The 26931-nt window shown below is 59.0% G+C and carries 31 protein-coding genes; 3 read left to right on the forward strand and 28 right to left on the reverse strand.

What is annotated here, in order from left to right; genetic code table 11:
• Positions 1–27 precede the first annotated feature (27 nt).
• The 4 genes from ACOERD_RS05235 to ACOERD_RS05250 all read right to left on the reverse strand — a co-directional run bounded on the left by ACOERD_RS05235 (position 28) and on the right by ACOERD_RS05250 (position 3392).
• Positions 28–609 carry a heme NO-binding domain-containing protein gene (locus ACOERD_RS05235; RefSeq protein WP_419738271.1) on the reverse strand — a complete coding sequence of 194 codons (582 nt, stop codon included), beginning with the start codon at positions 607–609 and terminating at the stop codon, positions 28–30.
• Positions 610–715: 106 nt separating this feature from the next.
• Positions 716–2275 (reverse strand): trimethylamine methyltransferase family protein, encoded by a 1560-nt coding sequence (locus tag ACOERD_RS05240; protein ID WP_419738272.1) that lies wholly within the window; start codon positions 2273–2275, stop codon positions 716–718.
• Positions 2276–2397: 122 nt separating this feature from the next.
• On the reverse strand, positions 2398–3090 hold the full coding sequence (locus ACOERD_RS05245) for an HAD family hydrolase (RefSeq protein WP_419738273.1): 693 nt from the start codon (positions 3088–3090) through the stop codon (positions 2398–2400).
• 17 nt (positions 3091–3107) lie between these two features.
• A complete protein-coding gene (locus ACOERD_RS05250) occupies positions 3108–3392 on the reverse strand; it encodes a DUF3572 domain-containing protein (RefSeq protein WP_170719142.1) in 285 nt (94 codons plus the stop codon).
• Positions 3393–3481: 89 nt separating this feature from the next.
• On the opposite strand from ACOERD_RS05250, the gene ACOERD_RS05255 reads away from it, so the two are divergent.
• The gene (locus tag ACOERD_RS05255; protein WP_419738274.1) at positions 3482–4879 is read left to right on the forward strand and encodes a diguanylate cyclase; all 1398 of its coding nucleotides are present in this window, start codon (positions 3482–3484) and stop codon (positions 4877–4879) included.
• Between the two features lie 5 nt (positions 4880–4884).
• On the opposite strand, the gene ACOERD_RS05260 is transcribed toward ACOERD_RS05255, so the two are convergent.
• From ACOERD_RS05260 to ACOERD_RS05275, 4 genes are read right to left on the reverse strand one after another with little or no spacing between them, the layout of a single operon-like run.
• Positions 4885–5325, reverse strand: coding sequence for a periplasmic heavy metal sensor (locus ACOERD_RS05260; RefSeq protein WP_419738275.1), 441 nt, complete (start codon positions 5323–5325; stop codon positions 4885–4887).
• Between the two features lie 29 nt (positions 5326–5354).
• Complete coding sequence (locus ACOERD_RS05265; RefSeq protein ID WP_419738276.1) at positions 5355–5708, reverse strand: hypothetical protein; 354 nt, start codon at positions 5706–5708, stop codon at positions 5355–5357.
• Positions 5701–6315: an RNA polymerase sigma factor gene (locus ACOERD_RS05270; RefSeq protein ID WP_419738277.1), complete on the reverse strand. Its 615-nt coding sequence runs from the start codon at positions 6313–6315 to the stop codon at positions 5701–5703. The genes ACOERD_RS05265 and ACOERD_RS05270 overlap by 8 nt, the downstream gene beginning before the upstream one ends.
• A 6-nt stretch (positions 6316–6321) precedes the next feature.
• Positions 6322–6789: an EF-hand domain-containing protein gene (locus tag ACOERD_RS05275; protein WP_170467857.1), complete on the reverse strand. Its 468-nt coding sequence runs from the start codon at positions 6787–6789 to the stop codon at positions 6322–6324.
• Between the two features lie 213 nt (positions 6790–7002).
• Here ACOERD_RS05275 and ACOERD_RS05280 point away from each other — a divergent pair, with 213 nt between their 5' ends.
• The gene (locus ACOERD_RS05280; RefSeq protein WP_170467859.1) at positions 7003–7398 is read left to right on the forward strand and encodes a DUF983 domain-containing protein; all 396 of its coding nucleotides are present in this window, start codon (positions 7003–7005) and stop codon (positions 7396–7398) included.
• Positions 7399–7415: 17 nt separating this feature from the next.
• Positions 7416–8117 carry an NUDIX hydrolase gene (locus ACOERD_RS05285; protein ID WP_419738278.1) on the forward strand — a complete coding sequence of 234 codons (702 nt, stop codon included), beginning with the start codon at positions 7416–7418 and terminating at the stop codon, positions 8115–8117.
• An 8-nt stretch (positions 8118–8125) separates the two neighbouring features.
• Here ACOERD_RS05285 and ACOERD_RS05290 read toward each other — a convergent pair whose 3' ends face one another.
• The 20 genes from ACOERD_RS05290 to ACOERD_RS05385 all read right to left on the reverse strand — a co-directional run bounded on the left by ACOERD_RS05290 (position 8126) and on the right by ACOERD_RS05385 (position 26930).
• Positions 8126–9793, reverse strand: a complete 1668-nt coding sequence (locus ACOERD_RS05290; RefSeq protein ID WP_419738279.1) for a ribonuclease J — start codon at positions 9791–9793, stop codon at positions 8126–8128.
• Positions 9790–10569 carry a type III pantothenate kinase gene (locus ACOERD_RS05295; RefSeq protein WP_419738280.1) on the reverse strand — a complete coding sequence of 260 codons (780 nt, stop codon included), beginning with the start codon at positions 10567–10569 and terminating at the stop codon, positions 9790–9792. The genes ACOERD_RS05290 and ACOERD_RS05295 overlap by 4 nt, the downstream gene beginning before the upstream one ends.
• 11 nt (positions 10570–10580) lie before the next feature.
• Positions 10581–11330 carry a biotin--[acetyl-CoA-carboxylase] ligase gene (locus ACOERD_RS05300; protein ID WP_419738281.1) on the reverse strand — a complete coding sequence of 250 codons (750 nt, stop codon included), beginning with the start codon at positions 11328–11330 and terminating at the stop codon, positions 10581–10583.
• A gap of 54 nt (positions 11331–11384) precedes the next feature.
• On the reverse strand, positions 11385–12827 hold the full coding sequence (gene nuoN / locus ACOERD_RS05305; protein WP_419738282.1) for an NADH-quinone oxidoreductase subunit NuoN: 1443 nt from the start codon (positions 12825–12827) through the stop codon (positions 11385–11387).
• 15 nt (positions 12828–12842) lie between these two features.
• Complete coding sequence (locus ACOERD_RS05310) at positions 12843–14387, reverse strand: NADH-quinone oxidoreductase subunit M (RefSeq protein ID WP_170375153.1); 1545 nt, start codon at positions 14385–14387, stop codon at positions 12843–12845.
• On the reverse strand, positions 14387–16567 hold the full coding sequence (nuoL, locus tag ACOERD_RS05315; protein WP_419738283.1) for an NADH-quinone oxidoreductase subunit L: 2181 nt from the start codon (positions 16565–16567) through the stop codon (positions 14387–14389). Before nuoL ends, ACOERD_RS05310 begins: the two co-directional genes overlap by 1 nt.
• A gap of 7 nt (positions 16568–16574) precedes the next feature.
• Entirely contained in the window at positions 16575–16880 is a 306-nt protein-coding gene (gene nuoK, locus ACOERD_RS05320; RefSeq protein WP_005984024.1) for an NADH-quinone oxidoreductase subunit NuoK, read from the reverse strand.
• 4 nt (positions 16881–16884) lie between these two features.
• Positions 16885–17487, reverse strand: coding sequence for an NADH-quinone oxidoreductase subunit J (locus ACOERD_RS05325; RefSeq protein WP_170375149.1), 603 nt, complete (start codon positions 17485–17487; stop codon positions 16885–16887).
• Complete coding sequence (locus tag ACOERD_RS05330) at positions 17484–17894, reverse strand: carboxymuconolactone decarboxylase family protein (protein WP_170678546.1); 411 nt, start codon at positions 17892–17894, stop codon at positions 17484–17486. The genes ACOERD_RS05325 and ACOERD_RS05330 overlap by 4 nt, the downstream gene beginning before the upstream one ends.
• Entirely contained in the window at positions 17891–18385 is a 495-nt protein-coding gene (gene nuoI / locus ACOERD_RS05335; RefSeq protein WP_039524264.1) for an NADH-quinone oxidoreductase subunit NuoI, read from the reverse strand. Before nuoI ends, ACOERD_RS05330 begins: the two co-directional genes overlap by 4 nt.
• Before the next feature lies 1 nt (position 18386).
• Entirely contained in the window at positions 18387–19424 is a 1038-nt protein-coding gene (nuoH, locus tag ACOERD_RS05340) for an NADH-quinone oxidoreductase subunit NuoH (protein ID WP_170691952.1), read from the reverse strand.
• A gap of 45 nt (positions 19425–19469) precedes the next feature.
• Positions 19470–21485 (reverse strand): NADH-quinone oxidoreductase subunit NuoG, encoded by a 2016-nt coding sequence (gene nuoG, locus ACOERD_RS05345; protein ID WP_419738284.1) that lies wholly within the window; start codon positions 21483–21485, stop codon positions 19470–19472.
• Between the two features lie 2 nt (positions 21486–21487).
• On the reverse strand, positions 21488–21892 hold the full coding sequence (locus ACOERD_RS05350) for a DUF5333 domain-containing protein (RefSeq protein ID WP_419738285.1): 405 nt from the start codon (positions 21890–21892) through the stop codon (positions 21488–21490).
• Positions 21893–21990: 98 nt separating this feature from the next.
• On the reverse strand, positions 21991–22335 hold the full coding sequence (locus tag ACOERD_RS05355; RefSeq protein ID WP_419738286.1) for a hypothetical protein: 345 nt from the start codon (positions 22333–22335) through the stop codon (positions 21991–21993).
• A gap of 80 nt (positions 22336–22415) precedes the next feature.
• The gene (locus ACOERD_RS05360; protein WP_419738287.1) at positions 22416–22922 is read right to left on the reverse strand and encodes a DUF3291 domain-containing protein; all 507 of its coding nucleotides are present in this window, start codon (positions 22920–22922) and stop codon (positions 22416–22418) included.
• On the reverse strand, positions 22919–24217 hold the full coding sequence (gene nuoF / locus ACOERD_RS05365) for an NADH-quinone oxidoreductase subunit NuoF (protein WP_419738288.1): 1299 nt from the start codon (positions 24215–24217) through the stop codon (positions 22919–22921). Before nuoF ends, ACOERD_RS05360 begins: the two co-directional genes overlap by 4 nt.
• 12 nt (positions 24218–24229) lie before the next feature.
• On the reverse strand, positions 24230–24451 hold the full coding sequence (locus ACOERD_RS05370) for a DUF5337 domain-containing protein (protein WP_170467891.1): 222 nt from the start codon (positions 24449–24451) through the stop codon (positions 24230–24232).
• 27 nt (positions 24452–24478) lie between these two features.
• Positions 24479–25585 (reverse strand): NADH-quinone oxidoreductase subunit NuoE, encoded by a 1107-nt coding sequence (nuoE, locus tag ACOERD_RS05375; RefSeq protein WP_419738289.1) that lies wholly within the window; start codon positions 25583–25585, stop codon positions 24479–24481.
• The gene (locus tag ACOERD_RS05380) at positions 25585–26808 is read right to left on the reverse strand and encodes an NADH-quinone oxidoreductase subunit D (RefSeq protein WP_170461082.1); all 1224 of its coding nucleotides are present in this window, start codon (positions 26806–26808) and stop codon (positions 25585–25587) included. The genes nuoE and ACOERD_RS05380 overlap by 1 nt, the downstream gene beginning before the upstream one ends.
• Positions 26808–26930, reverse strand: a complete 123-nt coding sequence (locus ACOERD_RS05385; protein WP_419738290.1) for a hypothetical protein — start codon at positions 26928–26930, stop codon at positions 26808–26810. Before ACOERD_RS05385 ends, ACOERD_RS05380 begins: the two co-directional genes overlap by 1 nt.
• Between the last annotated feature and the right edge of the window lies 1 nt (position 26931).

Below are 26931 nucleotides of genomic sequence, written 5' to 3' on the forward strand. Positions count from 1 at the left end.
ATTTGGACGCCGATGGGGGGTCATTATTCAATGCCGATTGACATCGAATTGCCGTCCCTCGGCAAACGAGCTTTCGACAAGCAGGATCGAGATCACCTCAGCCTCGCCCTTCTGCCCGTCATGCGACAACATCACCAAAGCACCGTAATCATCTGCCATCGCACGCAAAACACCAACCATTGCGCTAGCATAGCCGGGCAGCCCAGGCCCACAAATGAGCTGAAATTCGGTCTGCGAAAGCTCTTGCAATTCGAGGGCCGGCAGAGACAGGTCGGACACAGCCAGTCGCACCCGATCCGCCAGATCATCAAGGGAATGGAGGAATTCGACATAAGTCACGCCGCCAAATCGCAACAGGCGGCGCAGCCCTTCTGTATTGGGATGTGAGACCAGATAGGTTCCTACGTCTTCAAGAATCTCGGGTCGCGGCCGGGCGAGCTCCGTACTGAGCGCATCCAGCAGAGAGGCCGTGATCGCGTCATCGTAGGTCAACATGGCCTCAAACTCGGAAAACCCCAATCCGGCCGTATCTGTTACGCGCTGCCAACACGGCCGCCCGTAGGTTGCGCATACAAACGACTGTATCGCCCGATTGATCAGACCATGCATCAGATGCCTCAGATTGGTTGCATCCGTACTGTGGCCTGACAATCCTTAACAAATAGCCAAGAACCGCTGCTGATCAGCGGAAAGACCCCTTAGTATCAAACCGATATCAAAAATCCGTCGGTGCCCCACCTTCGGCTTTGCGGCGGGCGACGAACTCCGCCAGTTCCTCGCGAATACCCTCGTCCAGAGGGGGGGCCTCGAAGCTTCCGATGATCTCTTTGAACATGTGATGCGCGCGTTCCGCGGTCCAAATACCGCCCGCGATCTCCCAGCCTTCGTAGTTCTTCCAGTCGCTCAGAAACGGTTGATAGAAGGCGGTCGTGTAGCGGTCCTGAGTGTGCTGAATGCCAAAGAAATGCCCGTCATTCCCGACCGCACGGATCGCGTCCAGGGCGATCTCATCCGGGCCGGTCGCGGTGAGATCAGGTTTCATATACCTCTGAATTTGCTGAAGGATTTCGCAATCCATGATGAACTTTTCAGGGCTTGCAATCAGCCCGCCCTCAAGCCAGCCCGCCGCGTGATAGACCATGTTGGTCCCCGACTGCACCGACGCCCAGAGCGAGTTTGACGTCTCCCACACCGACTGCCCATCCGGCACATTCGCCGCACAGACGCCTGACGATCGCATCGGCAGACCATAGAAGCGCGCCATCTGGCCCGTCATCTGAGTGGCCCGCATATACTCAGGCGTCCCAAAAGCCGGGGCCCCGGATTTCATATCCACGTTCGAGGTAAAGGTTCCAATCACGCAGGGAATCCCCGGGCGCACATATTGGAACAGAGCGATAGCACAGAGCGCTTCGGCCAGAGATTGCGCCACCGCGCCAGCGATGGTGACAGGGGCCATCGCTCCAGCCAAGGTAAATGGCGTGACAACGATCGCCTGACCGCGCCGTGCCAGACGCAGGCAACCATCAATCATCGGGTGGTCGTGCTTCAGCGGTGAGGTCGAGTTGATGTTAGTGTACATCCGCGGCGTGGCCTCGAACTCTTCATGACTCAGCCCGCCCGCGATGCGGACCATATCCATCACATCCTCGACCCGCTCTTTACCCAGCGAGTAGGCGTGCATCGCCTTATCCGTCAGGGTCAGCTTGTCATAAAGCACATCCAGATGGCGGATGCTGGCGTGAATATCGACCGGCTCAACCGGGTAACCACCGGCAAAATGAATGCAGTTGAAATACTGGGTTAATTTCAGCAGATTTCGGCACATCTCACGATTGCCGGGAACTTTGGTTCCGATCTCCATATCCCAGTAGTTCGGAGGCGAGGAGACGTTGCCGAACAGGATGTTCCGCCCACCAATCTCAATCGTCCGGTCGGGATTGCGCGGAGTGATCGTGAAACGGCTCGGGGCTTTTGCCACCATCTCCATCACGAAATCACGGCCCATCCGTACGTTGTCACCGTCTATCGTACAGCCCGCCTCACGCAGGATGCCGATGGCTTCTTCGTTATAGAACTCGACCCCGATCTCTTCGAGAATTCGCATGGCGCCGTCGTGGATTGCCTCGATCCCGCCCTGATCCAGAGGCTCGGTCGGTGCATCAATATTGACCGGTGGGTTCCACGGCATCTGATCAATAGCCGCACTTCCCCTGCGCTCGGCAGCGCCAGCGCGCCCTCCGCTACGACGTCTGCGCGATTTGGTTCCGGCCATGTTCGCCTCCCTGCCAGTTGCCTGATTTCAAGCAAGCCTAGGAAAGCGGTAACAGGCCGTTCCATCTGCGACAGATTTTGTCGTTTACAAGCTTTGAACCGCCGGAAACGGATTCTGCATATCTAGTTGTCCGCCAACCAAGCCGGGATATGACCTATGTCGGGCAAGACAACATCTGCCATCGGCGCCAGAACGTCGGCTTTGGCGAGACCGGTGAGGACTCCGATCGTAGTCATCCCTGCCGCCCGCCCGGCCTGCAAGTCGTGCAGGCTGTCGCCGACCATGGCGATGCGATCCGGCTGCACGCCAATATGCGCGGCGAATGCCAGCAACTGGCCAGGGCCGGGTTTGAAGCCATGTCCACTGTCATAACCGGCAATAAAGTCGAAATGGTCTTTGACGCCCACCGACTCCAGATGCTGAAGCGCCGGGTGTTCGCTGTCGTTTGTGGCGACCCCCAGCTTGAGGCCGGCCTGTTTCAACGCATCCAGGAACGGCCCCAAAGGCACCGCCTGAGCTTGCGGCGCGGCTGCGGCCTCGGCATTCATCAACTCGATCAAGGCGTTACGCGGCAAGCCATCGACATGCGGCAACAGGGCTTCTGCGATTTCCTCAACGGTTCCCGCAATCACAACACTATCGGGGGAATAGGTCTCAGTCTCAAGGTCGAAGCCAATGATCCGACCCAGTTCCGCCGCACGGTCCGCGTCATTCTCAGCCACGCGCAACAACATTGTCCGTCCGAACGTGCCCCAGGTGTTGGCGAAGTCAAACAGCGTGCCGTCCTTGTCGAACACGATCGCATCTATTGGCATGAAAAGCTCCTGCAGAGTCAGGTCCAGTGAACGTCGGAACCACCCGACAACACCGATTGCGCCTGAGCGGGTTGGTCATACGGCACCGCCGCCGCGTCACAAAATGCCATGATCCACGAATCGTCAAGCATCAGGAAATCCAGAACCGAGGCTAGAAAATCGGTCTCACCTGCCCTGTCGCGCAGATCATTCGCTGCGGCGCCGGTCGAGCCCAGGAAAATGGGCAAAAGCTCCTCATTCCCAACCAACCACCCGAGGGCGTTCAGGGCAAGAGTTTGGGCAGAGTCTTCGGAAATCGACATAAAATGGCCTCGGTCCCTTGTCTTGGAAAGGGTTTGTTAACCAGACTCATAAACACTTTGTTCACGCATGCAATCAATGGTGAGCAACTATGTCCGTGCAGGGAACGATCCTTGTTTTAGATGGGGTATCTACAAACCGCATCATGCTGAAGGTTCAGCTGACAGCGGCGTGGTACCACGTGGTGCAAGGTGAGAAATTGGAAGGGCTCGCCACACTCTTGCGGCGTGTGCGGCCTGATCTCGTACTGACCGCGCAAACGCTGCCTGATGGCACGGCGGCGGATGTCAAAAGCCTGATTGCAAAAAATCCGGCCTTGGGCGACGTGCCCGTCGTGGCGCTGACCGCTCAGAATGACAAACAGGCAAGGCTGCGGGCCTTGGCGGATGGTCTGGATGATGTCCTGACCCACCCGTTCAAAGATACGCTGCTGCTGGCCCGCATTCGCAGCCTGTTGCGCGCACGGGCTGACACGCAGGACCTGCAATTCCGCGAGGACCCCCAGTCTCTTGGCCTGGCCGAGCCGGAGACCCCGCACGTTGCAGCCCCTAAACGGGCCCGCGTCGCGGTTCTGGCGCAAACCCCGCACAACGGCGCGCTTTGGCAAAAAGCCCTTTCCGTGCAGTCCCGCTACGCTCTGAACTCGCACCACCAATCGGATCTTCAGGCCTTGCTCTCAGGCCCGATCCCGGATGCAATCGTGGTCGAGTTGGATGCAGACCGATCCGCGCTGAACATCTTGGCCGACCTAAGATCACGCGGAGCCACACGACATACGGTCCTGATCGGCGTGCTTAATGACAACAACGCCACACGCGCGTCCGAGGCGCTGGACAGAGGGGCAGATGCCGTCTGTCTCGGCGGGTTCTGCGCTGACGAGATCGTCTTGCGGCTGGACAACCAGATTGCCCGCAAAAGCCGAATGGATCAGATGCGGGATTCGCTTAAGAAGGGGATCGCCGAATCGTGGATCGACCCGCTTACCGGGTTGCAGAACCGCCGCTATGCCATGCGCGCCGTCCAGCAGATCGCACAGCAATCTGCGCAGACCCGGCGGGGTTTTGCCCTGATGCTGGCCGATCTGGATCATTTCAAGGCGATCAATGACGAATACGGTCACGCCAGTGGCGATTGCGTGCTAACTCAAACGGCGGCGCGGATGCAACAGGTCGTTGGTAAGGCCGGATTCGTCGCGCGCATCGGCGGAGAGGAATTCATGATCGCTGTTCCCAACATCTCGCGCGCCAAGGCGCTGACGATGGCAAGCACCCTGTGCGAGGCGATCTGCGCAGTACCTTTCCGCCTGCCCAATCAGCGCACACCGATTGCCGTAACCATAAGTGTGGGCCTGAAAATGTCTGCTCCGGCCTATCTGTCACAAGACGAGGCCGAACCCGTCGAGCAGTTGATCAAATCCGCAGACAAAGCGCTCTATGCGGCCAAACAGGCGGGACGCAACCAAGTGCAGATCAGGCAGAGCGCTGCCTGATCGCCTCAGTGCTTTTTCTTGTGACCGCGCGGGCCGCGTTTCACGACCTCTTCCAAACGGGTCGCGTAAGTCTGGCGTTCTTCGTCGCTCATCTGTGTGACCAGAACCAACCATTTTTCTTGCAGCGCAGCCTGCAAGTCCGCAGTCGCCTGCGCCTGCTGCTGCAGCAATAGTGTGACGGTTTCGGGATCAAAGGGAACAGCCCGCAACGCCTCAGTCACAACCATGAAGTCCTGAGATCGCCCCTTGGCCCCTTTGCCGTGCAGGCCGGATAGCTCTCCCCTCAGGGATTTGCGGTCCTCTTTTGGCAAGGCACGGTACAATGCGGGCCCAAACCCCGGCGGTGCCTTGGCGTGATCGCTATTCTTCAGCCGCAATACGCTGCCGAGAGCGACCCCGATGATCAACAGGTTGATCGCCAGAGAGAGCGTCAGAACGATCGGCATCCAACGGCGCTTCGGTTTTGGATCAGTGCTCATTCCGTACTCTCCAGAAAACTGGTGTCAAATCCAAGGTCGGCCGCCAGAACGCTGCCATCCGTTGTGCCGAACAGGCCGACCGTATCCGGCAGAACGGCAGGTGCAAAAAACCCAATGAAAATCCCGGTGACGCTCGCGGCAGCCAGACCGCTAAAGCCCTGCCATCCACCGATATTGTCCAGAAGGCGTGACCACAGGGACCGTTCAGGGCGCGCGTGTTTCGCCAACCGCCCTAGCCGAGTGGTCTCAGCGTCTGTCTGGATACGCACGACAAGATCATCCGGTAGGCCGGGTCGGTCATTGCGCGCCTGAGCAAACAGGCTTTCCAGTTCCATGTCGTCATCAGCCATCGTCGTACCCCAGTTCTTCCCGCCGTCCGGCCAATATGGCCGACAAAGCCCGCTTTCCACGCGCGGTCAAGCTCTCGACCGCTTCTACCGATAGGCCCATGACCCCGGCAATCTCGGGGTTGGACAGTTCCTCAATATGCCTCAACACGACGGCCTGTCGCTGTCGGTCGGGCAGTTGCAAAAGCGCGACCTGCAACGCATCACGGCGCGCCGTATCCTGCATTTTCTCAACCACGCTGGCCGCGTTGTCGGGCGGCTCAGCCTCTTCGGGTAGCTGCTCGAGCGTCTTTTTGCGCTTGCGGTCCAGACACAGGTTCAGCGTCACCCGATAGAGCCAAGTTGACACTTTGGCCGTGCCCGGCACCCATTTGGGTGCCATCTGCCACAGCCGCATCATGGCATCCTGTGTCACATCCTCGGCCTCGGCCCGATTCCCCAGCATGCGCAGAGAGACCGAGTAGCAACGCGGGCCCAGCCGGTCCGTCAGGATCCGCGCCGCCCCGGCATCGCCATCGGCAAACATCCTCAGCAACCTATCGTCACCAAGGTCGTCCGCGGTGCACACCGCACCGCGAACGTCTTGAGGGTGGGAGGTCAGATCCTCCATCCTGCATCAGCTATCGTCAGCGTCCGATTTCTGGCGCTTCTTGTGATGCTTGCCCATCTTGTCTTTTGCATCTGCAAATTCCTGTTCCGAGATACCGCCGCTGCTATCCGCGTCGATCCGATCAAACATCTTGTCAGCCCGGCGCGGTTTGGGCAACTCATCGGTGCTGAGAACCCCATCGCCATTCGCGTCATGTTTCTCGAACATCTTGGTCACGCGATCATTGGCCTTCTGCTGGGCCGCAGCCTGCATCTCCTCGACGCTCAACTGTCCATCGCCGTTAGTATCAGCCTTTGTGAAGCGCTGTGCGCGATGAGCCTGCATCTCTTCCTTCGTGATCTGACCATCCGCATTGGCGTCTAGCTCCTGAAACGAGACAGGCTCACGATCCTTTGGGCCTGCTGCCAGGGCCGATGTGCCTGTGATCGCCACTGCCGACAGAACGATGGCCGGGATGAATTTTGAGTTCTTCATATCGGTTTCCCCATATTGGCGCGACCTGATTGCCGCTGCTCATATCCATTCAAACGCGGCATCATCGGGTTTCCGTCGAAAAAAGTTTAGCGAAGGATCAGCAGGTCACGAACTCTTGCCCCGACCGGGCGATGCAAAGCGACGCACCCCCCTTTTTTATTCCGACAAACAGGCCCATTATCCGCCAAAGATAGATGCGCGAGTTACATTATCATGGATCAAACGATCACCCCCGCAGTGGAAGAAGAGCGCGAAACATGGCCTGCTTTGGTCAAAGGCTTTCGTTGCAAATGCCCGAAATGTGGTGAAGGCAAGCTGTTACACAGCTACCTGAAGGTCAACGACAGCTGCTCAAATTGCGGGCAAGAGTTGTTTCACCACCGCGCAGATGACGGTCCCGCCTATTTGACGATTCTGCTGGTCGGGCACCTGCTGGCCCCTGCTCTGCACGTCTCATACGTACATTGGCGTCCGGACCCGTGGACCATGGCCATCGGGTTTTCTGTCGGCTGCATAGCGCTGTCGCTGTTTCTGCTGCCTCGCCTGAAGGGGGCTGTCGTGGCTTATCAATGGGCGCGGCGCATGCATGGGTTTGAGAAAGCCGCGTGACCGTATCAGGCACCAGCATGAGCGTCGACAAAACCGCCATCCGCAACGCTGCCACCGTCATCGTCTTGCGGGACCGTTTTACCGCGCCCTCAATCCTGATGGGGCAACGCGGGGCCAAAGCGGCGTTCATGCCGAACAAATTCGTGTTTCCCGGCGGCGCGGTCGACCCCGAGGATGCGAGCATCCCACTAGCCGCCCCGCTGCCCCAACTCTGCTATGATCGCTTGGCCGAGCAGGCCGAAGCTGAACTGCAGCAGGCGCTTGCCGTCGCAGCCATTCGAGAGTTGTGGGAGGAAACCGGGATGGTCCTCGGCCAGCCCGGTGAATGGGACGGCGATGCTCCGTCGGATTGGGTCAGCTTTGCGGCTTTGGGCTTCAAACCCTCGGCCGAGGCGCTGCAGTTCGTGTTCCGCGCCGTTACCCCACCAGGTCGGCCCAGACGGTTTGATGCGCGATTCTTTCTGGTCGATGCACAGGCGATTCACGGCGATCTGGACGATTTCAGCCGCGCCTCGGATGAGCTGTCGCACCTGCAATGGGTCAAACTGGACGAGGTCCGCAACTTCGACCTTCCCTTCATCACCGAGGTCGTGCTGGCCGAGATCACAGCCCGGGTCACCGACCCGACACCGCCAACCTCTGTTCCGTTTTTTCTAAACAATGATGAGGCCAGCCTGTTCCAAAGGCTCAGGGGTTACCCCATGCCCGAGGTTGACTGACCCCAACCTTACTTCATGCGGCTGATCACAACCGTGACTTCGGGCTTTTTACCGATCTCTGCCTTGGCCGTCTGACGCACGATCCGGCGCATGGCCTCTTCCAGCTTGTCATCGTCGCGCAGGGTCTTGGCCTCGGCCCGCATCAGGAACTGGTTCAGGTCTTCCTCAAGCACCTCAACCAGTGCCGCGCGAGAGGTTCCGATCTCCGGTAGGCCCATCGTATCGCACCATGGCTCACCCAGAGGCTCGTCCTCTTCATCCAGAATGACGGTCACAGTCACGTGGCCGTTCAGCGCCATGCGGATACGGTCGCGTACAACCCCGTCCAGCGCCCCGACCTTTACCGTGCCATCCAGATAGGTCCGCCCGGTTTCCACATAGTCGACAACCTTCGGCGCATTGCCGGTCAGGTCCAGCATGGTGCCGTTGACGGCCAGAATACCCGTGCGTCCGCCAGCCTCAGCCAGTTTGGCATGTTCGCGCAGGTGGCGATGTTCGCCATGCATCGGGATCACCATCTGTGGGTCGATCACCCCATGCACCTTCTCTAGATCCGGCCGGTTAGCATGGCCCGACACGTGGTAGAGGCCCGAGCTGTCATCCACCACATCCACGCCCTTTTCGCTGAGCTGGTTGATGATGAAAATCACGCCGCGCTCGTTGCCGGGAATGGTTTTTGAGGAGAACAGGAACAGATCGCCCTCTTTCAACTCGATGCCGCGGTATTTGCCACGGGCCAGCTGCGCGCTGGCGGCGCGGCGTTCGCCCTGACTACCGGTCACAATCAGCATCAAGTTCTGACGCGGAAGCTCTACGGCCTCTTCGGCGCTTATCACTTTGGGGAAATCCGACAGGATGCCGGTTTCCGTTGCAGCTTCGATCATCCGGCGCATGGCCCTACCCAACAGCACGACCGAGCGCCCGGCCCTTTGGCCAGCCTCAGCCAAGGTCTTCACCCGCGCGACGTTCGAGGCGAATGTAGTCGCCACAACCATACCCTCGGCGCTTTCGACGAGCTTGGTGATCTCGGGTCCGACCTCGGACTCTGAGCGTCCGGGGTGGCTTGAGAACACATTTGTGCTGTCACAGACCAAAGCCTTCACGCCGGATTTGGCGACATCGGCCCAGAGATCGGGATCAAACGGTTCGCCCACCACCGGGTTTGTGTCCAGTTTGAAATCCCCCGAATGGACGATCCGCCCTTCGGGCGTGTCGATCACCAGCGCGGCGCTTTCGGGGATCGAGTGTGATACTGGCAGGAAGCCAACGGTGAAAGGCCCGGCCGAGACCTGCTCGGGCCAAGCCGAGGCAGTACGCACAGCATCTTCAGGGTGGCCATGTTCTTCCATCTTCCGACGGGCGATATTGGCGGTGAAAGCGCGCGCATAGATCGGAGCACCCAGTGCCTCGTAGCAATGCGCCACGGCCCCCACGTGGTCTTCGTGCGCGTGGGTGACAAAAACCGCCTCAAGCCGGTCAGCGCGTTCCTGCAGCCATGAGATATCGGCATGGATGAGGTCTACACCCGGCGTCGTGTCCATGTCAGGGAAGGTCACACCCAGATCGACGAGGATCAGACGTTCCTTGCCCGGCGCGCCGTAGCCATACACATACGCATTCATGCCGATTTCACCGGCCCCGCCCAGTGGCAGGTAGATCAGTCTTTCGCTGCTCATTTTGAGCCATTTTCCTTGTTATAGCGATGGATCACGGTCAGCCCGTGCATCGTCAGATCATCTTCGATTGCGTCGAACCCCACGTCGGCCTGATCGAACAAGGGTGCGAGCCCTCCGGTTCCAACGACTTTCATCGGCATTCCGTATTCGGTCTTGATGCGGGCGATCAGCCCCTCGATCAGACCGGAATAGCCCCAATACACGCCCGATTGGATACAGCCAACCGTATTCGTACCAATCACCTTTTCCGGGCGGGTTATGTCGATATGTGGCAGAGCAGCGGCCCCTTGGTGCAGGGCCTCAAGGCTCAGGTTTATGCCCGGCGCGATGATGCCTCCGACATAGGCCCCATCTGAGGCGACGACGTCAAAGTTTGTCGCGGTCCCGAAATCGACAACCACAACGTCTCCGCCATGTCGGTCAAATGCCCCCACTGCATTGGCGAGGCGATCAGGCCCCGGCACCGTGCCTTCGTCAATGCGCGGGGCGACGGGCAGCAGGCAGTCCGGTTTGCCGACAACCAGCGGACGGCAGCCAAAAAACCGATCCGCAAAGATGCGAAGGTTGAAAACCACGCGCGGCACGGTCGAGGCGATGATCACGTCCGTAATGTCAGCCTCGATCCCGTAGTGTTTCACCAGCGTGGAATACCAGGTGAAATAGGCATCCGCCGTGCGCGAATGATGGGTCGAGGTGCGCAGGGTACACATAAATGTCTCGCCGTCCCAGATCGAGAAAACGGTATTGGTATTGCCGCAGTCGATGGCCAGAAGCATCTGAGCCCCCTTCAGAAAAACACGTCCGCCGCAGGAATGCTCACACGGCCTTTGGCGGTGTTTAGGACAAGGTTGCCCCCCGCGTCTACCGTTTCGAAGGTACCAACCGTTTCCGACGTAGCGGTACGGGCGGTAATGACCTCACCCAGCCGCGCTGCGCGGGACAGCCACGCTGTACGGATCGGTTCATACCCGTAAGTGACGAATTGGGTTTCATACCGGGCATAGGCGATGGCGAGTTCGGTCAGAAAATCCTCGGGCGTGACATGCGCGCCGGTTTCCGACAGCAAAGAGACTGGGCGAACCGCGCCCAGCTCAACCGCGTCTGCACCGGGGGCTTCAGTCAGATTTACACCGATCCCGATCGACAGATGAGACACTCCGCGCCCCTGCCCTGTGCTCTCCAGAAGAATACCCGCAAGCTTGCCGCCGTTTAGCAACACATCATTGGGCCACTTTAGCGACAAACCTGACGCTCTGCCGGTCACAGCGACACAGGCATCGAACAAGGCCAAAGCTGCTACGAAGCTGCGCAGAGCCGCGCTCTCCGGGTCACCTTGAGGGCGCATAAGAAGGGTCGAGGCCAGATTGCCCTTGGGATTGGCCCAAGCCCGCCCTCGCCTGCCGCGCGCTGCGGTCTGGTGATGTGCCATGATCCACACGGGGCCTTGCGCCGTGGGTGCAAGACGCGCGGCTTCGTTCAGCGTGCTGTCCACCTCTTGCAAGATGTGCAACCCGTACCCGTCGGGCCAACTGCTCATGTCAGAAAGGCCCGCTTGCGTGGATGCGGAGCTGCATCGTGTTGGCGGCTTTCATTAATTCACAAGCGTGGCTGCGGCAGCTGCTGCTGCACCCTCGACACCAAACTGGTAGAACACACCGATCAGCATCAAAACCGCCGATCCCATCAAGGCAACCCACAATACAGGGTTTGAACGCGTTTCGATGGGCTCTTCGTTCTCGGCGCCGAAATACATGTAGAAGACGATCCGCAGATAGTAGAACGCACCGATGACCGAGGCGATGGCCGACACGATCACCAACCCGGTCAGACCCGCGCTGACACCCGCCTGCCAAACGCCGAACTTGGCAAAGAACCCAAGCATGGGCGGCACGCCCGCCAGGCTGAACATCAGGATAAGAACGGCCAGAGCCTTTCCAGGATCGCGCTTGGAATACTGCCGTAAGGCGTCGATGTCGGTGACCGGTTTGCCGTCGCGCTCCATCATCAGGATGAAGGCGAAGGTGCCGATGTTCATCGTCACGTAGATCGCTAGATACATCAGCATGGCTTTCACGCCCAGCTCGGTTCCCGCAGCCAGACCGATCAGCGCATAGCCCATATGGGCAATCGAGGAAAACGCCATCAGACGTTTGATGTCACGCTGGCCAATGGCGGCAACCGCGCCGAGCAGCATGGACAGAACCGACAGCAACACGATCACCTGCTGCCAATCCTTAACGATGCCTCCAAACGCATCGTGCAGAAGCCGTGCAAACAACGCCATCGCAGCCACTTTCGGAGCGGTCGCAAAGAAGGCTGTGATCGGGGTTGGAGATCCTTCGTACACATCCGGGGTCCACATGTGGAAGGGCACGGCCGAAACCTTGAAGGCCAGACCCGAGATCAGGAAGATCAGACCAAAGAGCAGACCGATCGAGACGTCACCGGCCTGAACGGTGGCGATGATGCCTGAGAACAGCGTGGTGCCGGTAAACCCGTAAACCAACGACGCGCCATAGAGCAGCAGGCCCGAGCTAAGCGCACCCAGAACAAAATACTTCAGACCCGCTTCTGTGGATTTCGCACTGTCCCGGCGCAGCGCCGCCACGACATAGAGCGACAAGGATTGAAGCTCCAACCCCATGTAAAGCGACATCAGATCGCCCGCGCTGACCATCATCATCATCCCGACTGCAGCCAATGCGACCAGCACAGGGTATTCAAACCGCAGCAGGTTGCGGCGGGCCATGTAGTCCTGGCTCATGACCAGAACGGCAGCGGCGGAAAGCAGGATGGCAACCTTGGAAAACCGCGCAAAGCCGTCATCCACGAACATTCCATTGAACGCCACATTGGTCCCGTCACCGTTGCTCGAGATCCAAATCGCCAGAAGCGCCATCAGACCTGCCGTGGACCAGACCAATGCCGGAGCCAGCTCGTCCTTCTTTGTGTAAACGGCCCCGATCAGAGCAGCCATCGCATACACGGCCAGAACGATCTCTGGCAGGATTATCGTCAGATCAGCTTGGATCATGTCTCCAAAGCTCCCTTAATGCGAAGCGGCCGTCTGGGTCGCAGCCTCAGCTGCGGCCAGAGCCGTGTCATAGTTCGAAATCAGCGCAGCCGTCGAGTTGCCGATCACATCGGTCACCAACGAAGGATAGACGCCCAGCAGGATGGTCATCACGATGAGCGGCGCAAAGATCAGCCGCTCACGCGAGCTCATGTCGGTCATCGCCTTCAGGCTTTCCTTGATAAGATCGCCGAAGACCACCCGGCGGTAGAGCCACAGCGCGTAGCCAGCCGAGAAGATCACGCCGGTCGCGGCCACGGCCGTTACCCAGGTGTTGACCTGGAACGCGCCCATCAGGGTGAGGAATTCACCGATGAACCCTGAGGTACCCGGCAGGCCGACATTCGCCATGGTGAACAGCATGAAGACCAGCGCATAGGCGGGCATCCGGATAACAAGACCTCCGTACGCGTCGATATCACGGGTGTGCATCCGGTCGTAGATTACGCCGACGCACAAGAACAGCGCGGCCGAGATAAACCCGTGGCTGAGCATCTGGAAGATCGCGCCATCAATACCCTGCTGGTTCGCCGCAAAGATACCCATGGTCACAAAGCCCATATGCGCGACCGAGGAATAGGCGATCAGCTTCTTCATATCCTCCTGCACCAGCGCCACAAGCGAGGTGTAAACAACGGCAATCGCCGACATCCACAGCACCAGATCGGTCATCACAGCCGAGCCAACCGGGAACATCGGCAGGCTGAACCGCAGGAAGCCATAGCCACCCATTTTCAACAGGATCGCCGCCAGCACGACCGAGCCCGCCGTCGGGGCCTGAACGTGTGCATCCGGTAGCCAAGTATGCACCGGCCACATCGGCATTTTCACAGCGAAGGAGGCAAAGAAGGCCAAGAACATCAGCGTCTGCATCCCGCCGACGACGTAGATGCCCAGAACACTGAAGCTCTCAGAAGAGAACTGATGGGTCATCAGCGCCTCGATATCCGTAGTGCCAGCATCCGCATACATTGCCACCATCGCCACCAGCATCAGCACCGAGCCGAGGAAGGTATAGAGAAAGAACTTGAAGCTGGCGTAGATGCGATCCTTGCCGCCCCAGATGCCGATAATCAGGAACATCGGGATCAGGCCTGCCTCAAAGAACAGGTAGAACAGCACCAGATCCAACGCCATGAACACGCCCAGCATCAGCGTTTCCAGCAGCAGGAAGGCGATCATGTATTCCTTGACCCGTTCGGTCACGTTCCAGCTGGCCAGAATGGTCAGAGGCATGATGAAGGTGGTTAGCAATACGAACAGCACGCTGATGCCATCGACGCCCATCTTGTATTTCAGACCCATCAACCACTCGCCCTCTTCCACCATCTGGAAGCCGGTGTTCGAGGGGTCAAAGCCCGTGTAGATACCAATCGACACAAGGAAGGTGACCGTGGTCGCCAACAGCGCCACCCATTTGGCATTTCGCTGCGCAGCCGCATCATTTCCGTGCAGAAACAGCGCCAGAATACCCGCAGCAATGGCCGGGATGAAGGTCACGATCGAGAGGATATTGTCCATTACTGCGCCCCTCCGCCGATCGACATCCAGGTCACAAGGGCCGCGATGCCCAGCACCATCCAGAAGGCGTAGGTAAAGATGTACCCGGTCTGCGCCTTGCCTGCGAGGCGGGTGAAGAAGGGAACAACGCCCATTGCTACTCCGTTCAGGAAGCCATCAATTGTGTTGCCATCGCCGCGCTTCCACAGGAGGCGGCCAAGGGCCAGAGTGGGTTTGACGAAGATCACGTCATAAATCTCGTCAAAGTACCATTTGTTCAGCAGGAACAGGTAAAGCGGACGCTGGTTTGCAGCCAGACGCGCGGGCAGCGACGTGTTCACGATGTAGAACCAGTAGGCCACGACAAACCCAAGCAGCATCGCCACGAAAGGCGAGAACTTGACCCATTTCGGGACAGCATGGGCGTCATCCAGCACAGTATTGTCCGGCGCGATGTACAAAGCGCCCTCACCCGGTTCGCCCGCGAAGACGTAGTGATGATCTCCGTGGCCGTCTTTCTTGCCATGCGCCTCATCCCCATGGTCATCCCCGTGCGCCTCATCCGAGTGGGCATCGGCATGATCGTCACCGTGATGCTCTTCGGCGGTACCATCGGCGACATGCTCGGCATGGGTCGCCTCGTCATGACTTTCAGCATGCGCCGAGGCCTCGGCAACCGGAATCCCGTAGAACTTGCCGACCTTGTCCGTGTGACCGAAGAAGTTGCTGTACCAGATCATCCCCGCAAAGACCGCGCCCAGAGACAGAACACCCAGAGGGATCAGCATCACTTTCGGGCTTTCATGGGCGTGATCATGCGTATGCTTGTCACCGCGCGGTGTGCCGTAGAAGGTCAGGAAAATCAAACGCCAGCTGTAGAACGAGGTGAAAACAGCCGCGATCACCAGCATCCAGAAGGCATAGCCCGTGCCGCCCGCAAAGGCGCTTTCAATGATCGCATCCTTGGACAGGAACCCGGCAAAGCCGAAGGTGGTCAGCGGGATACCAACACCCGTGATGGCCAGCGTTCCGATCATCATTGCCCAGAACGTATAGGGGATCTTATTCCGCAGCCCGCCGTACTCGGTCATTTCCTGCTCGTGATGCATCGCATGGATCACCGAACCGGCCCCAAGGAACAGAAGCGCCTTGAAGAAAGCGTGCGTCAGCAGGTGGAACATCGCCGCCGAATACATGCCAACGCCTGCGGCCACGAACATGTAGCCCAGCTGTGAACAGGTTGAATAGGCGATGACGCGCTTGATATCGGTCTGAACCAACCCCACGGTCGCTGCAAAAAACGCAGTCGAGGCCCCAAGGAAGGTGATAAACCCGGTCGCACCCGGTGCGAACTCCATCAGCGGCGACATGCGGCAGACAAGGAAGACACCCGCCGTTACCATCGTCGCGGCGTGGATCAGGGCCGATACAGGCGTCGGGCCTTCCATCGCGTCGGGCAGCCAGGTGTGCAGGATCAACTGTGCCGATTTACCCATCGCGCCGATGAACAGAAGGACACAGATCACCTCAACCGCGTTCCACTCACCCCAGAGGAAGCTGAGTTGCATTTCCGACAGGTCAGAGGCCGAGGCAAAGATATCCGAGAAGTTGATGCTGTCAGTCAGCAGGAAGATCGCGAAAATCCCCAGCGCAAAGCCGAAATCGCCAACCCGGTTGACGATAAACGCCTTCATAGCCGCCGCATTGGCACTGGATTTGCGGTAATAAAAGCCAATCAGCAGATACGAGGCGACGCCCACGCCCTCCCAGCCGAAGAACATCTGTACCAGATTGTCGGCAGTCACCAGCATCAGCATCGCGAAGGTGAAGAAGGACAGATAGGCAAAGAAGCGCGGCTTATAGCTTTCGCCCTCGCGCCATTGCGGGTCGTGATCCATGTAGCCGAATGAATAGAGGTGCACGAGCGCCGAAACCGTCGTCACCACGATCAGCATAATCGCGGTCAGGCGGTCCAGACGAATAGCCCAGCTTGTCGAGAGTGAGCCGCTCTCGATCCAGCGCAGGATTTCGATCTGTTGGGTCTGACCGTCAAAGGCCAGGAACACGATCCACGACAGCAGACAGGCCAGAAACAACAGGCCCGTCGCGGTCCACATGGCGGCTTTCTCACCGATGAACCGCCAGCCGAACCCGCAGATCAGAGCGCCCACGAGCGGGGCAAAGAGGATGGTGGTTTCCATAGTTCTCTTAGCCCTTCATCATATTGACGTCTTCAACCGCGATGGTGCCACGGTTGCGGAAGAAGCAGACCAGAATGGCCAGACCAATCGCCGCCTCTGCCGCCGCAACGGTCAGCACGAACAGCGTGAACACCTGCCCGACCAGATCGCCGAGGAAGCTGGAAAACGCCACAAGGTTGATATTCACCGCCAGCAGCATCAATTCGATGCTCATGAGCAGGATGATGACATTCTTGCGGTTCAGGAAGAGACCAAAGATGCCGATGACGAACAGCGTCGCCGCGACTGTAAGATAGTGTTCAAGTCCGATCATCTTCTCAAAGTCCCTGCCCCGGTTTCACGTCCTTCAACTCCATCGCCTTGGCCGGGTCGCGCATCATCTGGCCGACGATGTCCTGACGCTTGATGTCCTGACGGTGGCGCAAAGTCAGCACGATGGCGCCGATCATGGCCACCAGCAGGATCAGACCCGCAAGTTGGAACAGAAGGAAGTATTGATCGTAAAGGATTACACCCAGCGCCTCGGTGTTGTGGCGGTCCGCCGGGACCGGTTGGGCCAGATTGACCTCAATGCCTTGGGCGCTGTCCCAAGCCCCAAAGGCCATGATGAACTGCATCAGAATGACCAGACCTATCAGCAGGGCCAGAGGCATGTACCGCGCCATCTCGGCCTTGAGCTCGGCAAAGTCCACGTCCAGCATCATCACCACGAACAGGAACAGCACCGCGACCGCACCCACGTAGACGATGATCAGCAGCATCGCCACGAACTCGGCCCCCAGCAGTACGAACAGCCCAGCCGAGGACAGGAAAGACAGGATAAGCCACAGCACCGAATGCACCGGCTGACGGCTGATCACCGTGAACAGCCCGCCGGTGATGGTGCTGATGGCAAACAGGTAGAAGGCAAAGACGGTCATTGATCCTCATCCTCGTTTTCGCCCATGACCTCTTGCGCCAGATCCAGCGCGCGTGTCATGGCCGGGATGCCAGCAAAGACCGACATCTGACCGATCGTTTCCACGATCTCTTGTTTCTTTGCGCCCGCCTCAAGCGCATGGCGCACGGTCTGCCGTACGGCCGAATCCGCCTGAGCGCCCTGACAGGTCAGCCCAGCCAACGTCAGCAGTAGACGCGTCTTGGCATCCAGCCCGTCCTTGTTGACGGTGTTGCCGAACATCATCTCCATGACCTCTTTAGGCATGGTCGGCCATAGGTTCTCGAACCCTTTGGGCGAGAAATTCTCCATCGCCGGATTCATCGCCTTGGCCATGTCCTGCGCCTGCTTCATCATCAGCTCAAATGGGTTTGTCGGCGTGTCACTCATCTGTACGGCGCGTCCATTTCCAGATTGCGGGCGATTTCGGCTTCCCAGCGTTCACCGTTGTCGAGCAGCTTTTCCTTGTCGTAGAACAGCTCTTCGCGGGTTTCCGTGGCGAATTCGAAGTTCGGGCCTTCGACGATGGCATCGACCGGGCAGGCTTCTTGGCAGAAACCGCAATAGATGCACTTGGTCATGTCGATGTCGTAGCGCGTGGTGCGACGGCTGCCGTCTTCGCGCGGTTCGGCGTCGATGGTGATGGCTTGCGCCGGGCAAATCGCCTCGCAGAGCTTACAGGCGATGCAGCGTTCCTCGCCGTTAGGATATCGGCGCAAGGCGTGCTCGCCGCGGAACCGAGGCGACAGAGGGCCCTTTTCATGCGGATAATTCACGGTGGCCTTGGGCGCGAAGAAGTATTTTAGCCCAAGCTTCATGCCGACCCAGAAGTCCTGCAACAGGAAGTACTTGGCAGCGCGGGTGTAGTCGATTTGAGTCATATCAGCCTCCTACGCTCCAACGCGCAAACGCGCCCCAGAACCAGTCGAATTTTGCAGCGAAGGCTACGAACACCACCCAAGCCAGCGAGAACGGAAGGAACACTTTCCAGCCCAGACGCATCAACTGGTCATAGCGGTAGCGGGGTGTGATTGCCTTGACCATCGCGAAGAGGAAGAAGAAAAACGCCATCTTCGCGACCATCCATAGCACTCCATCCGGCAGGCCCGGGATCGGCGACAGCCAGCCGCCGAAGAACAGCAGCGTGGTCAGCGCGCACATCAGGAAGATGGCGATGTACTCGCCCGCCATGAACAGCAGGAAGGGCGTGGCCGAGTATTCGACCTGATAGCCTGCGACCAGTTCCGATTCCGCCTCGGGCAGGTCAAACGGGGGTCGGTTGGTTTCCGCCAGAGCCGAGATGAAGAACAGGAATACCATCGGGAAGTGCGGCAGCCAGTACCAACTGAAGAAGCCAAACGAGCCATCCTGCGCCTCGACGATATTGCCGAAATTCATCGACCCAGTCGAGATGATCACGCCGATGATGATCAGGCCGATCGACACTTCATAAGAGATCATCTGCGCCGCAGAGCGCAACGAGCCGAGGAAAGGGTACTTTGAGTTCGACGCCCAACCGCCCATAATCACGCCATAAACCTCTAAAGAGGATACGGCGAAGACATAGAGGATCGCCACGTTCAGATCTGACAGCACCCAGCCGTCGTTGAATGGGATCACGGCCCAAGCGATCATTGCCAGTACGAAAGAAGTCAGCGGCGCCAAGATGAACACGGTACGGTCCGCGCCTGCCGGGATGACGACCTCTTTGACCACATATTTCAGCGCGTCGGCCACTGTTTGCAATAGACCGTAAGCACCCACCACATTGGGGCCCCGGCGCATCTGAACAGCCGCCCAGATCTTGCGGTCACCATAGACAAGGAACAATAGCGAGATCATCACAAAGGCCACAACGGCGAGCACCTGCGCCAGGACGATCAGGGCGATGCCGCCCGGTGTGTTAAAGAAATCAGCCATTGGTCCTCACACCGTGGGTCGTCGGGGATATCTCTGCGGGACGGATCATTCTGCGGCCATCCTGTCTGTGTTTTTCGCCTGCGCCGACAGCTCGGCCATCAGTTGCGAGGCGCGCGCGATCGGGTTGGTCAGGTAGAAATCCTTGACCGCATTGCGGAAACTCGCCTTGCCCAGTGTACCAGCCTCAAGCGGTTGCACCTCGTTCGCGATCACTTCGTCGATATGCGCCAGATGCGGTACCGCCTCGATCAACGCGGATCGCAATTGCGCCAAAGAGTCGAAGGGCAGAGTTGCCCCTAACTCGGCCGAGAGTGCACGCAGGATCGCCCAGTTTTCCTTGGCCTCACCCGGTGCGAAACCCGCACGCATGGCCAGCTGAGGGCGGCCTTCGGTGTTGACGAACAACCCGTTTTCCTCGGTATAGGCGGCGGCAGGCAGGATCACATCAGCGCGGTGCGCGCCACGGTCGCCATGGCTGCCCTGATAGATGACGAATGCGCCGTCTCCGATTTCGACTTCATCTGCGCCGAGGTTATAGATCACGTCCGCCGCGCTGACGGCATCCATACCACCGTCGTTGGTGGCATCCAAATCCATCGCACCGACCCGCGCGGCGGCGGTGTGCAGCACGATCAGGCCACTTTCGGTATTGCTTGCAATGGCTTGCGCGGCGGCCAAAACAGCGGCGCCATCTGCCTCTTGCAGCGCGCCTTGCCCTACAATGACCAAAGAGCGTTTTGCTTTGATCTCATCATCGCCGCCCAAGTCGACGACCTTTTGCAACGCGGCGCGGTCATCGCCCATGTGGTGGTATTCATAGGTCAGATCGGATGCCGGGCCGACCAGAGCCACCTCGGCCCCATGCGCCCAGGCCTTGCGGATGCGGGCATTCAGAACCGGAGCCTCATCGCGTGGATTGGTGCCGATCAGCAGAATACGCTCAGCCATGTCGATATCTTCGATTGCGGCGGTCCCAGCATAAGCCCCACGGTTGCCCGCGGGCAGCTTGGCCCCGTCCGTACGGCATTCGACAACGCCGCCCTGGCCTTCGATCATCTGTTTCAGCGCAAAGATCGCCTCAACCGGGGCAAGATCGCCAACGAGACCCGCCGGTTTTTCGGCCCCTTTCAGCGCTTCAGCGGCTTTGGTCAGCGCCTCGGGCCACGAGGCCGGACGCAGCTTGCCGTTTTCGCGCACATACGGGCGATCCAGACGTTGACGGCGCAGACCATCCCAGACGAACCGGGTTTTGTCGCTGATCCATTCCTCGTTCACGCCATCATGGTTGCGCGGCAGGAACCGCATCACTTCACGTCCTTTGGTATCCACGCGGATGTTCGACCCCAAAGCATCCATCACGTCGATGCTCTCGGTCTTGGTCAGCTCCCACGGGCGCGCTGTAAAGGCGTAGGGCTTCGAGGTCAGCGCTCCCACGGGGCACAGATCAATGATGTTACCCTGCAGGTTCGAGTGCAGCGTCTGGTTGAGGTATGAGGTGATCTCAGCGTCCTCGCCTCGCCCCGTCTGACCCATCTGGGCGATCCCCGCGACCTCGGTCGTGAAGCGCACGCAGCGGGTGCAGCTGATGCAACGGGTCATCGCGGTGCCAACCAACGGTCCCAGATCAAGATCATCCACCGCGCGCTTGGCTTCCTTAAAACGCGAACCCGAAACACCATAGGCCATCGCCTGATCCTGCAGGTCGCACTCACCCCCCTGATCGCAGATCGGGCAATCCAGAGGGTGGTTGATCAGCAAAAACTCCATCACCCCTTCGCGGGCCTTTTTGACCATGGGTGAGTTCGTCTTGACCTGAGGCGGCTGCCCTTCCGGCCCCGGACGCAGATCCCGCACCTGCATCGCGCAAGAGGCCGCAGGTTTCGGAGGGCCGCCCACGACCTCAACCAGACACATCCGGCAGTTCCCCGCAATCGAAAGACGTTCGTGATAGCAGAAGCGCGGCACCTCGACCCCGGCCTCTTCACAGGCCTGGATTAGGGTCATGGCACCATCGACTTCGATTTCCTGCCCGTCGATATTGATCTTGCGGAGGTCAGACATCGTCAGTTCGCCCTCAAATAAACGCCGATGGCGCTGTTTCTGTCGATCTCCTTCCGCCCCAAAGTGCAGAAGGAATTCGGGTTCTCGTAGGTCACGCCGTTGGAGGCCAGATAGGCCTCGCCTTTGGCGCGCATCCGGTCTTTTTCGGCGTCGGATTCGACATAGGCCCGGATCTCTTGGTCCGAGTAGCCAAGGCTGTTCGCCTCGGACCGCAGCCCCCACATCACGTTGATCGCTTTCAGCTTCCGCCCGCTGATCGAGGGGCAATAGTCCGAAATCTCTTTCGCAACAGCGATGTAATACAGCTCATTGTCGATCTGTTTGACCTCACGCAGAGGTGGCTTGGCCTCGGCGATCGCTGGGATCATCAGCGCAAGACCGATGGCAAGTGTTTTCGCATAAGACATGACAGGTCCTTCCTTCTTGGATCGACCAAGATGGGTGTCGCCCTGTCTGCTATGCAATAACAGACCGCTGGCCCTGCCGTGATATGCGGAAAACAGCCTCATGGTCTTTGGCAGGTTCCCGCAAAAGTCAGTTTGTCGTCGCTGATGCGCAGGTTCTGCGGTTCGGTATCCGGGCCAACCTTCCACACGATACGCGACGAGCCGAAGTTCTGGATGCAGAATTTGGTGCCTTCGAACCGGCCTGCCTCTCGAGCGCCGTCAAGCGAGGCTGACACGTTGTTCACGACAACGGTGAACTCGGTCGGCGTATTGCGTTTGTCGACCGATTTGGCCTTGGCACGGAAAAACTGGCCATCAAACAGCACACGGTCCTTGGACGAGGAGACGGTGCAGGCCGAGACCAGCACAAGCCCTGCAAGGCCAGCCAAGGTTGAAAATTTCATAGTCTTCACTTTGTTTATTCCTGTCAGATGGCTGGCATCTGGGTGGCTGCGCGCGCGATCAGAATGGTGTGTCATCCCGCTCACTCCGCTGCGACCTGAGCGCAACGATTGTCGCGCCACTTGCTTGCTTGTTTCAAATTCGCCCATCCAAAAGCGTGTTCACTTGGACCTTCCTGGCGCAGACACTCTAGCCGCGCCATGGCTTCATCCAAATCCGGCTGGTGCCCTGCGGGCACCCACCACATGACGAAATGCTGATCCCCCAGCAGTTCAAACCACTCCTGACGGCGGTCGTAAAACTGTTTGTGTATGGTGTCCCAGACAAATGTTTCAAGGCTCGCGACATCTTCCCAGACCGTCAGGTTGGCAACAAATTGAGGATCGTCCCCAATCGCGTTTTCCGTATTTCCGGTTCCCGGCTCGCCCGATCCTTCCATCATCCACACAAAGCCCGGCATCCGCTTGCCCAAGCCGTTGACCTTGTCGAGATTGGCCATGAACTCAGCCACCCGAGGGTCATCCGTCGGGGCCAGCAGGCGGCCAATATTCAGTTCGGCCAGATGATATCCGTCGGGCTGCCTGATCATTCCGCTGCCATTGCCCCCATGCGGCCTGATTTCTGCGCTTTGATGCGGTCCTCGATCTCTTCGCGGAAGTTGCGGATCAGGCCCTGGATCGGCCAGGCCGCGGCATCGCCCAAGGCGCAGATCGTGTGGCCTTCGACCTGTTTGGTCACGTCAAACAGCATGTCGATCTCTTCCAACTCGGCCTCACCGCGCACAAGGCGGTCCATTACCCGCATCATCCAGCCAGTGCCTTCGCGGCAAGGCGTACACTGGCCGCAGCTTTCATGCTTGTAGAATTTCGACAGCCGCCAGATCGCTTTGATGATGTCGGTGGATTTGTCCATCACGATCACCGCCGCCGTGCCAAGACCCGAGCCCAGTTCACCGCGAAGATAGTCGAAATCCATGATCGCATCACGCATGTTTTCACCGCGCACGCACGGAACGGACGATCCACCTGGAATGACCGCGAGCAGGTTGTCCCAGCCGCCGCGAATGCCACCGCAATGGGTTTCGATCAGTTGCTCGAACGGGATCGACATCGCCTCTTCGACGACGCAAGGGTTGTTCACATGGCCCGAGATCGCAAACAGCTTGGTGCCTGCGTTGTTCTGACGGCCAAAGCCTGCGAACCAGTCCGCGCCCCGGCGCAGGATGGTCGGCACAACGGCGATGGACTCCACGTTATTCACCGTGGTCGGGCAGCCATAGAGGCCCGCGCCAGCCGGGAATGGCGGCTTCATGCGCGGCATACCCTTTTTGCCCTCAAGGCTTTCGATCAGCGCAGTTTCTTCGCCACAGATATAGGCACCCGCGCCGTGATGCAGGAAGATGTCGAAATCCCATCCCGAGCCGGCCGCGTTCTTGCCCAACAGCCCAGCGTCATAGGCCTCATCAATTGCGGCCTGTAGCGCCTCGCGTTCGCGGATGTATTCGCCGCGCAGGTAGATATAGCAGGTGTGCGCATTCATCGCGAAAGAGGCAATCAGGCAGCCTTCGATCAGCGTATGCGGATCGTGGCGCATGATCTCACGGTCTTTGCAGGTGCCCGGCTCGGATTCATCCGCATTCACAACCAGATAAGACGGGCGGCCATCGCTTTCCTTGGGCATGAACGACCATTTCAGACCGGTTGGGAAGCCCGCGCCACCGCGCCCACGTAGGCCCGAGTCTTTCATCGTCTGGATGATCCAATTCCGGCCCTTTTCGATCAGACCAGCGGTGCCATCCCAATGCCCTCGGGCCTGCGCGCCGCGCAGAGTACGCTCGTGCATCCCGTAGATGTTGGTAAAGATCCGGTCCTGATCCTTCAGCATCGCGTGTTACCCTCAGCTGTCCTGACGCATGCGCCAGAGTTGAAATATGTTGACGCCTGCATAGATGAAGCCGGCCAAAGCAGCGAAATCAAATAGCAGCGCATAGCGCCCCGGCATTCCAATCGCGGGGCCGATGAACAAAGTCATGCCAAGCCAAACCACCATCGTCACGGCGATGACGATGCCTATATGTCGGCCCTTGCGGGCTATGGCTTGCTCTTTGTCCTTATCCATCTCGTCCTTGAGCCCTTGCAGGGGCGTTTAGTCTTCGTAAGTGCCGTCTTCCTTGGCACGTTTGGCGAATTCGGTCTGATCCCCAACAGCCAGCTTGGCCGCTTGTTCAATCCAGCCATCGCGTTCGATCCGGCCCTTGAACTTCAGGCGCGCATCCACCCAGGCCACGTGCTCGGGCGTCCAGGCTGCGATCTGATCATAGTGGAAAAAGCCCAGCTCGTTCAGCGTCTTTTCCAGCTTCGGCCCCACACCTTTGAGCATCTTGAGGTCATCCGGCAGACCCCCACGCGCCTCAGTTAGCGTTCGGGGTTTATCTTCCTCGACCTCTTTCGCTTTGGCCTCAGCCGCCTGTTTGACGGCAGGCTTCGGTGGCTCGGGCGCTTTGGGCGGTTTCGCCGCCGCCGACGCTCCGGCCTGCTTGCCGTCTTTGCCCAGCCAAGGTGTGAGGATCGGAACCTCGGTCCCGTCGATCCGCTTGACCGTATCGCCAAGCTCTGCCGCCAAGGCCACGCTGGCATTGTGTTCCGGCTTTCCAGCCTCATGTTCCGTCAGGCTGCTGAGGCCTTTCAAAGGCTCGGCCGCATATCGCCCGTTCTGAGGGCCAGGCATGGGCACCTTCCCCGCCGCTAGATCGTCAATGATCTTTCCAAAGCTCTCGGCGGTCAGGTCTTCGTAGTAATCCTTGCCGATCTGCGCCATCGGAGCATTCGTACAGGACCCAAGGCATTCCACCTCTTCCCAGCTCAGCTTGCAATCAGCGGATAGCTCATGCGGTTTGGCGGCGATCTTGTCCTTGCAGACCGCAATCAGATCCTCGGCCCCGCAAATCATGCAGGAGGTCGTGCCACAGACCTGAATATGCGCCACCGACCCAACCGGCTGCAGTTGGAACATGAAGTAGAACGAGGCGACCTCAAGCACGCGGATATAGGCCATGCCCAGCATGTCGGCGACGGATTCAATCGCTGGTCGGGACAGCCAGCCCTCCTGCTCTTGCGCGCGCCACAGCAGAGGGATCACCGCACTGGCTTGGCGACCCTCGGGGTATTTCGTGATCTGCGCTTCGGCCCATTGCTGGTTGGCAGCGGTGAAGGCAAAGCTTTTGGGTTGTTCGGGATGAAGACGGCGGAGCATTAGCGGTCAATCTCTCCAAATACGACGTCCATGGTGCCGATGATGGCGGCGACGTCAGCCAGTTGGTGGCCTTTGGCGACGTGATCCATGGCTTGCAGATGCAGGAAACCCGGTGCGCGGAGTTTGGCGCGATAGGGTTTGTTGGTGCCGTCGGCGACCAGATAGACACCGAATTCGCCCTTTGGCGCCTCGACGGCGGCATAGACCTCGCCCGCAGGAACGTGGAAGCCCTCGGTGTAAAGCTTGAAGTGATGGATCAGGCTTTCCATCGATGTCTTCATGTCCGAGCGTTTTGGCGGGGTGATTTTACCGCGGGCCAAAACATCGCCCGGGCATTCGCGGATTTTGGCGATGGCCTGACGGATGATCAGCAGGGATTGGCGCATCTCTTCCATGCGGCAGAGATAACGGTCATAGCAGTCGCCATTCTTGCCGACAGGGATCTGGAACTCGAACTCGTCGTAGCATTCGTACGGCTGCGCACGGCGTAGGTCCCATGCGAGTCCCGAGCCACGGACCATAACGCCCGAAAAGCCGTATTTCTGAATGTCATCCTCGGTCACGACGCCGATATCGGCGTTGCGCTGTTTGAAGATGCGGTTTTCGGTCAGCAGCCCGTCGATATCATCGAGAACCGAGGGGAATTCGTGGCTCCACGCCTCGATATCATCCAGCAACTCGGGCGGCAGGTCCTGATGAACGCCCCCGGGGCGGAAATAGGCGGCGTGTAGGCGAGCACCGCAGGCACGCTCATAGAACACCATCAGCTTTTCGCGTTCTTCAAAACCCCACAGCGGCGGGGTCAGAGCGCCCACGTCCATCGCCTGTGTGGTCACGTTCAGCAGGTGGTTCAGGATGCGCCCGATCTCGGAATACAGAACCCGGATCAGCGAACCCCGGCGCGGTACTTCGACACCGGTCAGTTTTTCAATCGCCAGACACCAGGCATGTTCCTGGTTCATCGGCGCCACGTAATCCAGACGGTCGAAATACGGTAGGTTCTGCAGATACGTCCGGCTTTCCATCAGCTTTTCGGTGCCACGGTGCAGCAGACCGATATGCGGATCGCAGCGCTCGACGATCTCTCCGTCCAGCTCAAGCACCAAGCGCAAAACACCATGCGCCGCAGGGTGTTGCGGGCCGAAGTTGATGTTGAAATTGCGGATTTTCTGCTCACCGCTCAGCGCGTCCGTGCTGCCGTCATCATATCTTGAGCCGTCCATCACCGCCCCCGCTTTTTCTTCGCGTCCGCACGCACCCGGACCTTCTCGGCCTCCGCCGCCTTGGCCGCGGCGCCGGCAAGCAGCACCCCAAGAGCGCCCAAAATGATCAGTTCCCCCAGCATC

It is taken from the genome of Ruegeria sp. (assembly GCF_965199275.1).
Taxonomy (GTDB): Bacteria; Pseudomonadota; Alphaproteobacteria; order Rhodobacterales; family Rhodobacteraceae; genus Ruegeria.

Bases quoted from the DNA above. Each gene is read 5' to 3' on its own strand.
- ACOERD_RS05260 (WP_419738275.1), bottom strand. From the start codon at position 5,325: ATGCCGATCGTTCTGACGCTCTCTCTGGCGATCAACCTGTTGATCATC.
- ACOERD_RS05325 (WP_170375149.1), bottom strand. From the start codon at position 17,487: ATGACCGTCTTTGCCTTCTACCTGTTTGCCATCAGCACCATCACCGGC.
- ACOERD_RS05355 (WP_419738286.1), bottom strand. From the start codon at position 22,335: ATGAAATTTTCAACCTTGGCTGGCCTTGCAGGGCTTGTGCTGGTCTCG.
- ACOERD_RS05350 (WP_419738285.1), bottom strand. From the start codon at position 21,892: ATGTCTTATGCGAAAACACTTGCCATCGGTCTTGCGCTGATGATCCCA.
- ACOERD_RS05280 (WP_170467859.1), top strand. From the start codon at position 7,003: ATGGATCAAACGATCACCCCCGCAGTGGAAGAAGAGCGCGAAACATGG.
- ACOERD_RS05330 (WP_170678546.1), bottom strand. From the start codon at position 17,894: ATGAGTGACACGCCGACAAACCCATTTGAGCTGATGATGAAGCAGGCG.
- ACOERD_RS05295 (WP_419738280.1), bottom strand. From the start codon at position 10,569: ATGCTTCTGGCCATCGACTGCGGCAATACCAATACCGTTTTCTCGATC.
- ACOERD_RS05250 (WP_170719142.1), bottom strand. From the start codon at position 3,392: ATGTCGATTTCCGAAGACTCTGCCCAAACTCTTGCCCTGAACGCCCTC.
- ACOERD_RS05310 (WP_170375153.1), bottom strand. From the start codon at position 14,387: ATGGACAATATCCTCTCGATCGTGACCTTCATCCCGGCCATTGCTGCG.
- ACOERD_RS05290 (WP_419738279.1), bottom strand. From the start codon at position 9,793: ATGAGCAGCGAAAGACTGATCTACCTGCCACTGGGCGGGGCCGGTGAA.
- nuoH (WP_170691952.1), bottom strand. From the start codon at position 19,424: ATGGCTGATTTCTTTAACACACCGGGCGGCATCGCCCTGATCGTCCTG.
- nuoN (WP_419738282.1), bottom strand. From the start codon at position 12,827: ATGATCCAAGCTGATCTGACGATAATCCTGCCAGAGATCGTTCTGGCC.
- ACOERD_RS05300 (WP_419738281.1), bottom strand. From the start codon at position 11,330: ATGAGCAGTTGGCCCGACGGGTACGGGTTGCACATCTTGCAAGAGGTG.
- nuoK (WP_005984024.1), bottom strand. From the start codon at position 16,880: ATGATCGGACTTGAACACTATCTTACAGTCGCGGCGACGCTGTTCGTC.
- ACOERD_RS05245 (WP_419738273.1), bottom strand. From the start codon at position 3,090: ATGCCAATAGATGCGATCGTGTTCGACAAGGACGGCACGCTGTTTGAC.
- ACOERD_RS05285 (WP_419738278.1), top strand. From the start codon at position 7,416: ATGAGCGTCGACAAAACCGCCATCCGCAACGCTGCCACCGTCATCGTC.
- ACOERD_RS05275 (WP_170467857.1), bottom strand. From the start codon at position 6,789: ATGAAGAACTCAAAATTCATCCCGGCCATCGTTCTGTCGGCAGTGGCG.
- ACOERD_RS05385 (WP_419738290.1), bottom strand. From the start codon at position 26,930: ATGCTGGGGGAACTGATCATTTTGGGCGCTCTTGGGGTGCTGCTTGCC.
- ACOERD_RS05265 (WP_419738276.1), bottom strand. From the start codon at position 5,708: ATGGCTGATGACGACATGGAACTGGAAAGCCTGTTTGCTCAGGCGCGC.
- ACOERD_RS05255 (WP_419738274.1), top strand. From the start codon at position 3,482: ATGTCCGTGCAGGGAACGATCCTTGTTTTAGATGGGGTATCTACAAAC.
- nuoI (WP_039524264.1), bottom strand. From the start codon at position 18,385: ATGACTCAAATCGACTACACCCGCGCTGCCAAGTACTTCCTGTTGCAG.
- nuoG (WP_419738284.1), bottom strand. From the start codon at position 21,485: ATGTCTGACCTCCGCAAGATCAATATCGACGGGCAGGAAATCGAAGTC.
- ACOERD_RS05235 (WP_419738271.1), bottom strand. From the start codon at position 609: ATGCATGGTCTGATCAATCGGGCGATACAGTCGTTTGTATGCGCAACC.
- nuoF (WP_419738288.1), bottom strand. From the start codon at position 24,217: ATGCTGAAGGATCAGGACCGGATCTTTACCAACATCTACGGGATGCAC.
- ACOERD_RS05270 (WP_419738277.1), bottom strand. From the start codon at position 6,315: ATGGAGGATCTGACCTCCCACCCTCAAGACGTTCGCGGTGCGGTGTGC.
- ACOERD_RS05370 (WP_170467891.1), bottom strand. From the start codon at position 24,451: ATGGATAAGGACAAAGAGCAAGCCATAGCCCGCAAGGGCCGACATATA.
- ACOERD_RS05380 (WP_170461082.1), bottom strand. From the start codon at position 26,808: ATGGACGGCTCAAGATATGATGACGGCAGCACGGACGCGCTGAGCGGT.
- ACOERD_RS05240 (WP_419738272.1), bottom strand. From the start codon at position 2,275: ATGGCCGGAACCAAATCGCGCAGACGTCGTAGCGGAGGGCGCGCTGGC.
- nuoE (WP_419738289.1), bottom strand. From the start codon at position 25,585: ATGCTCCGCCGTCTTCATCCCGAACAACCCAAAAGCTTTGCCTTCACC.
- nuoL (WP_419738283.1), bottom strand. From the start codon at position 16,567: ATGGAAACCACCATCCTCTTTGCCCCGCTCGTGGGCGCTCTGATCTGC.
- ACOERD_RS05360 (WP_419738287.1), bottom strand. From the start codon at position 22,922: ATGATCAGGCAGCCCGACGGATATCATCTGGCCGAACTGAATATTGGC.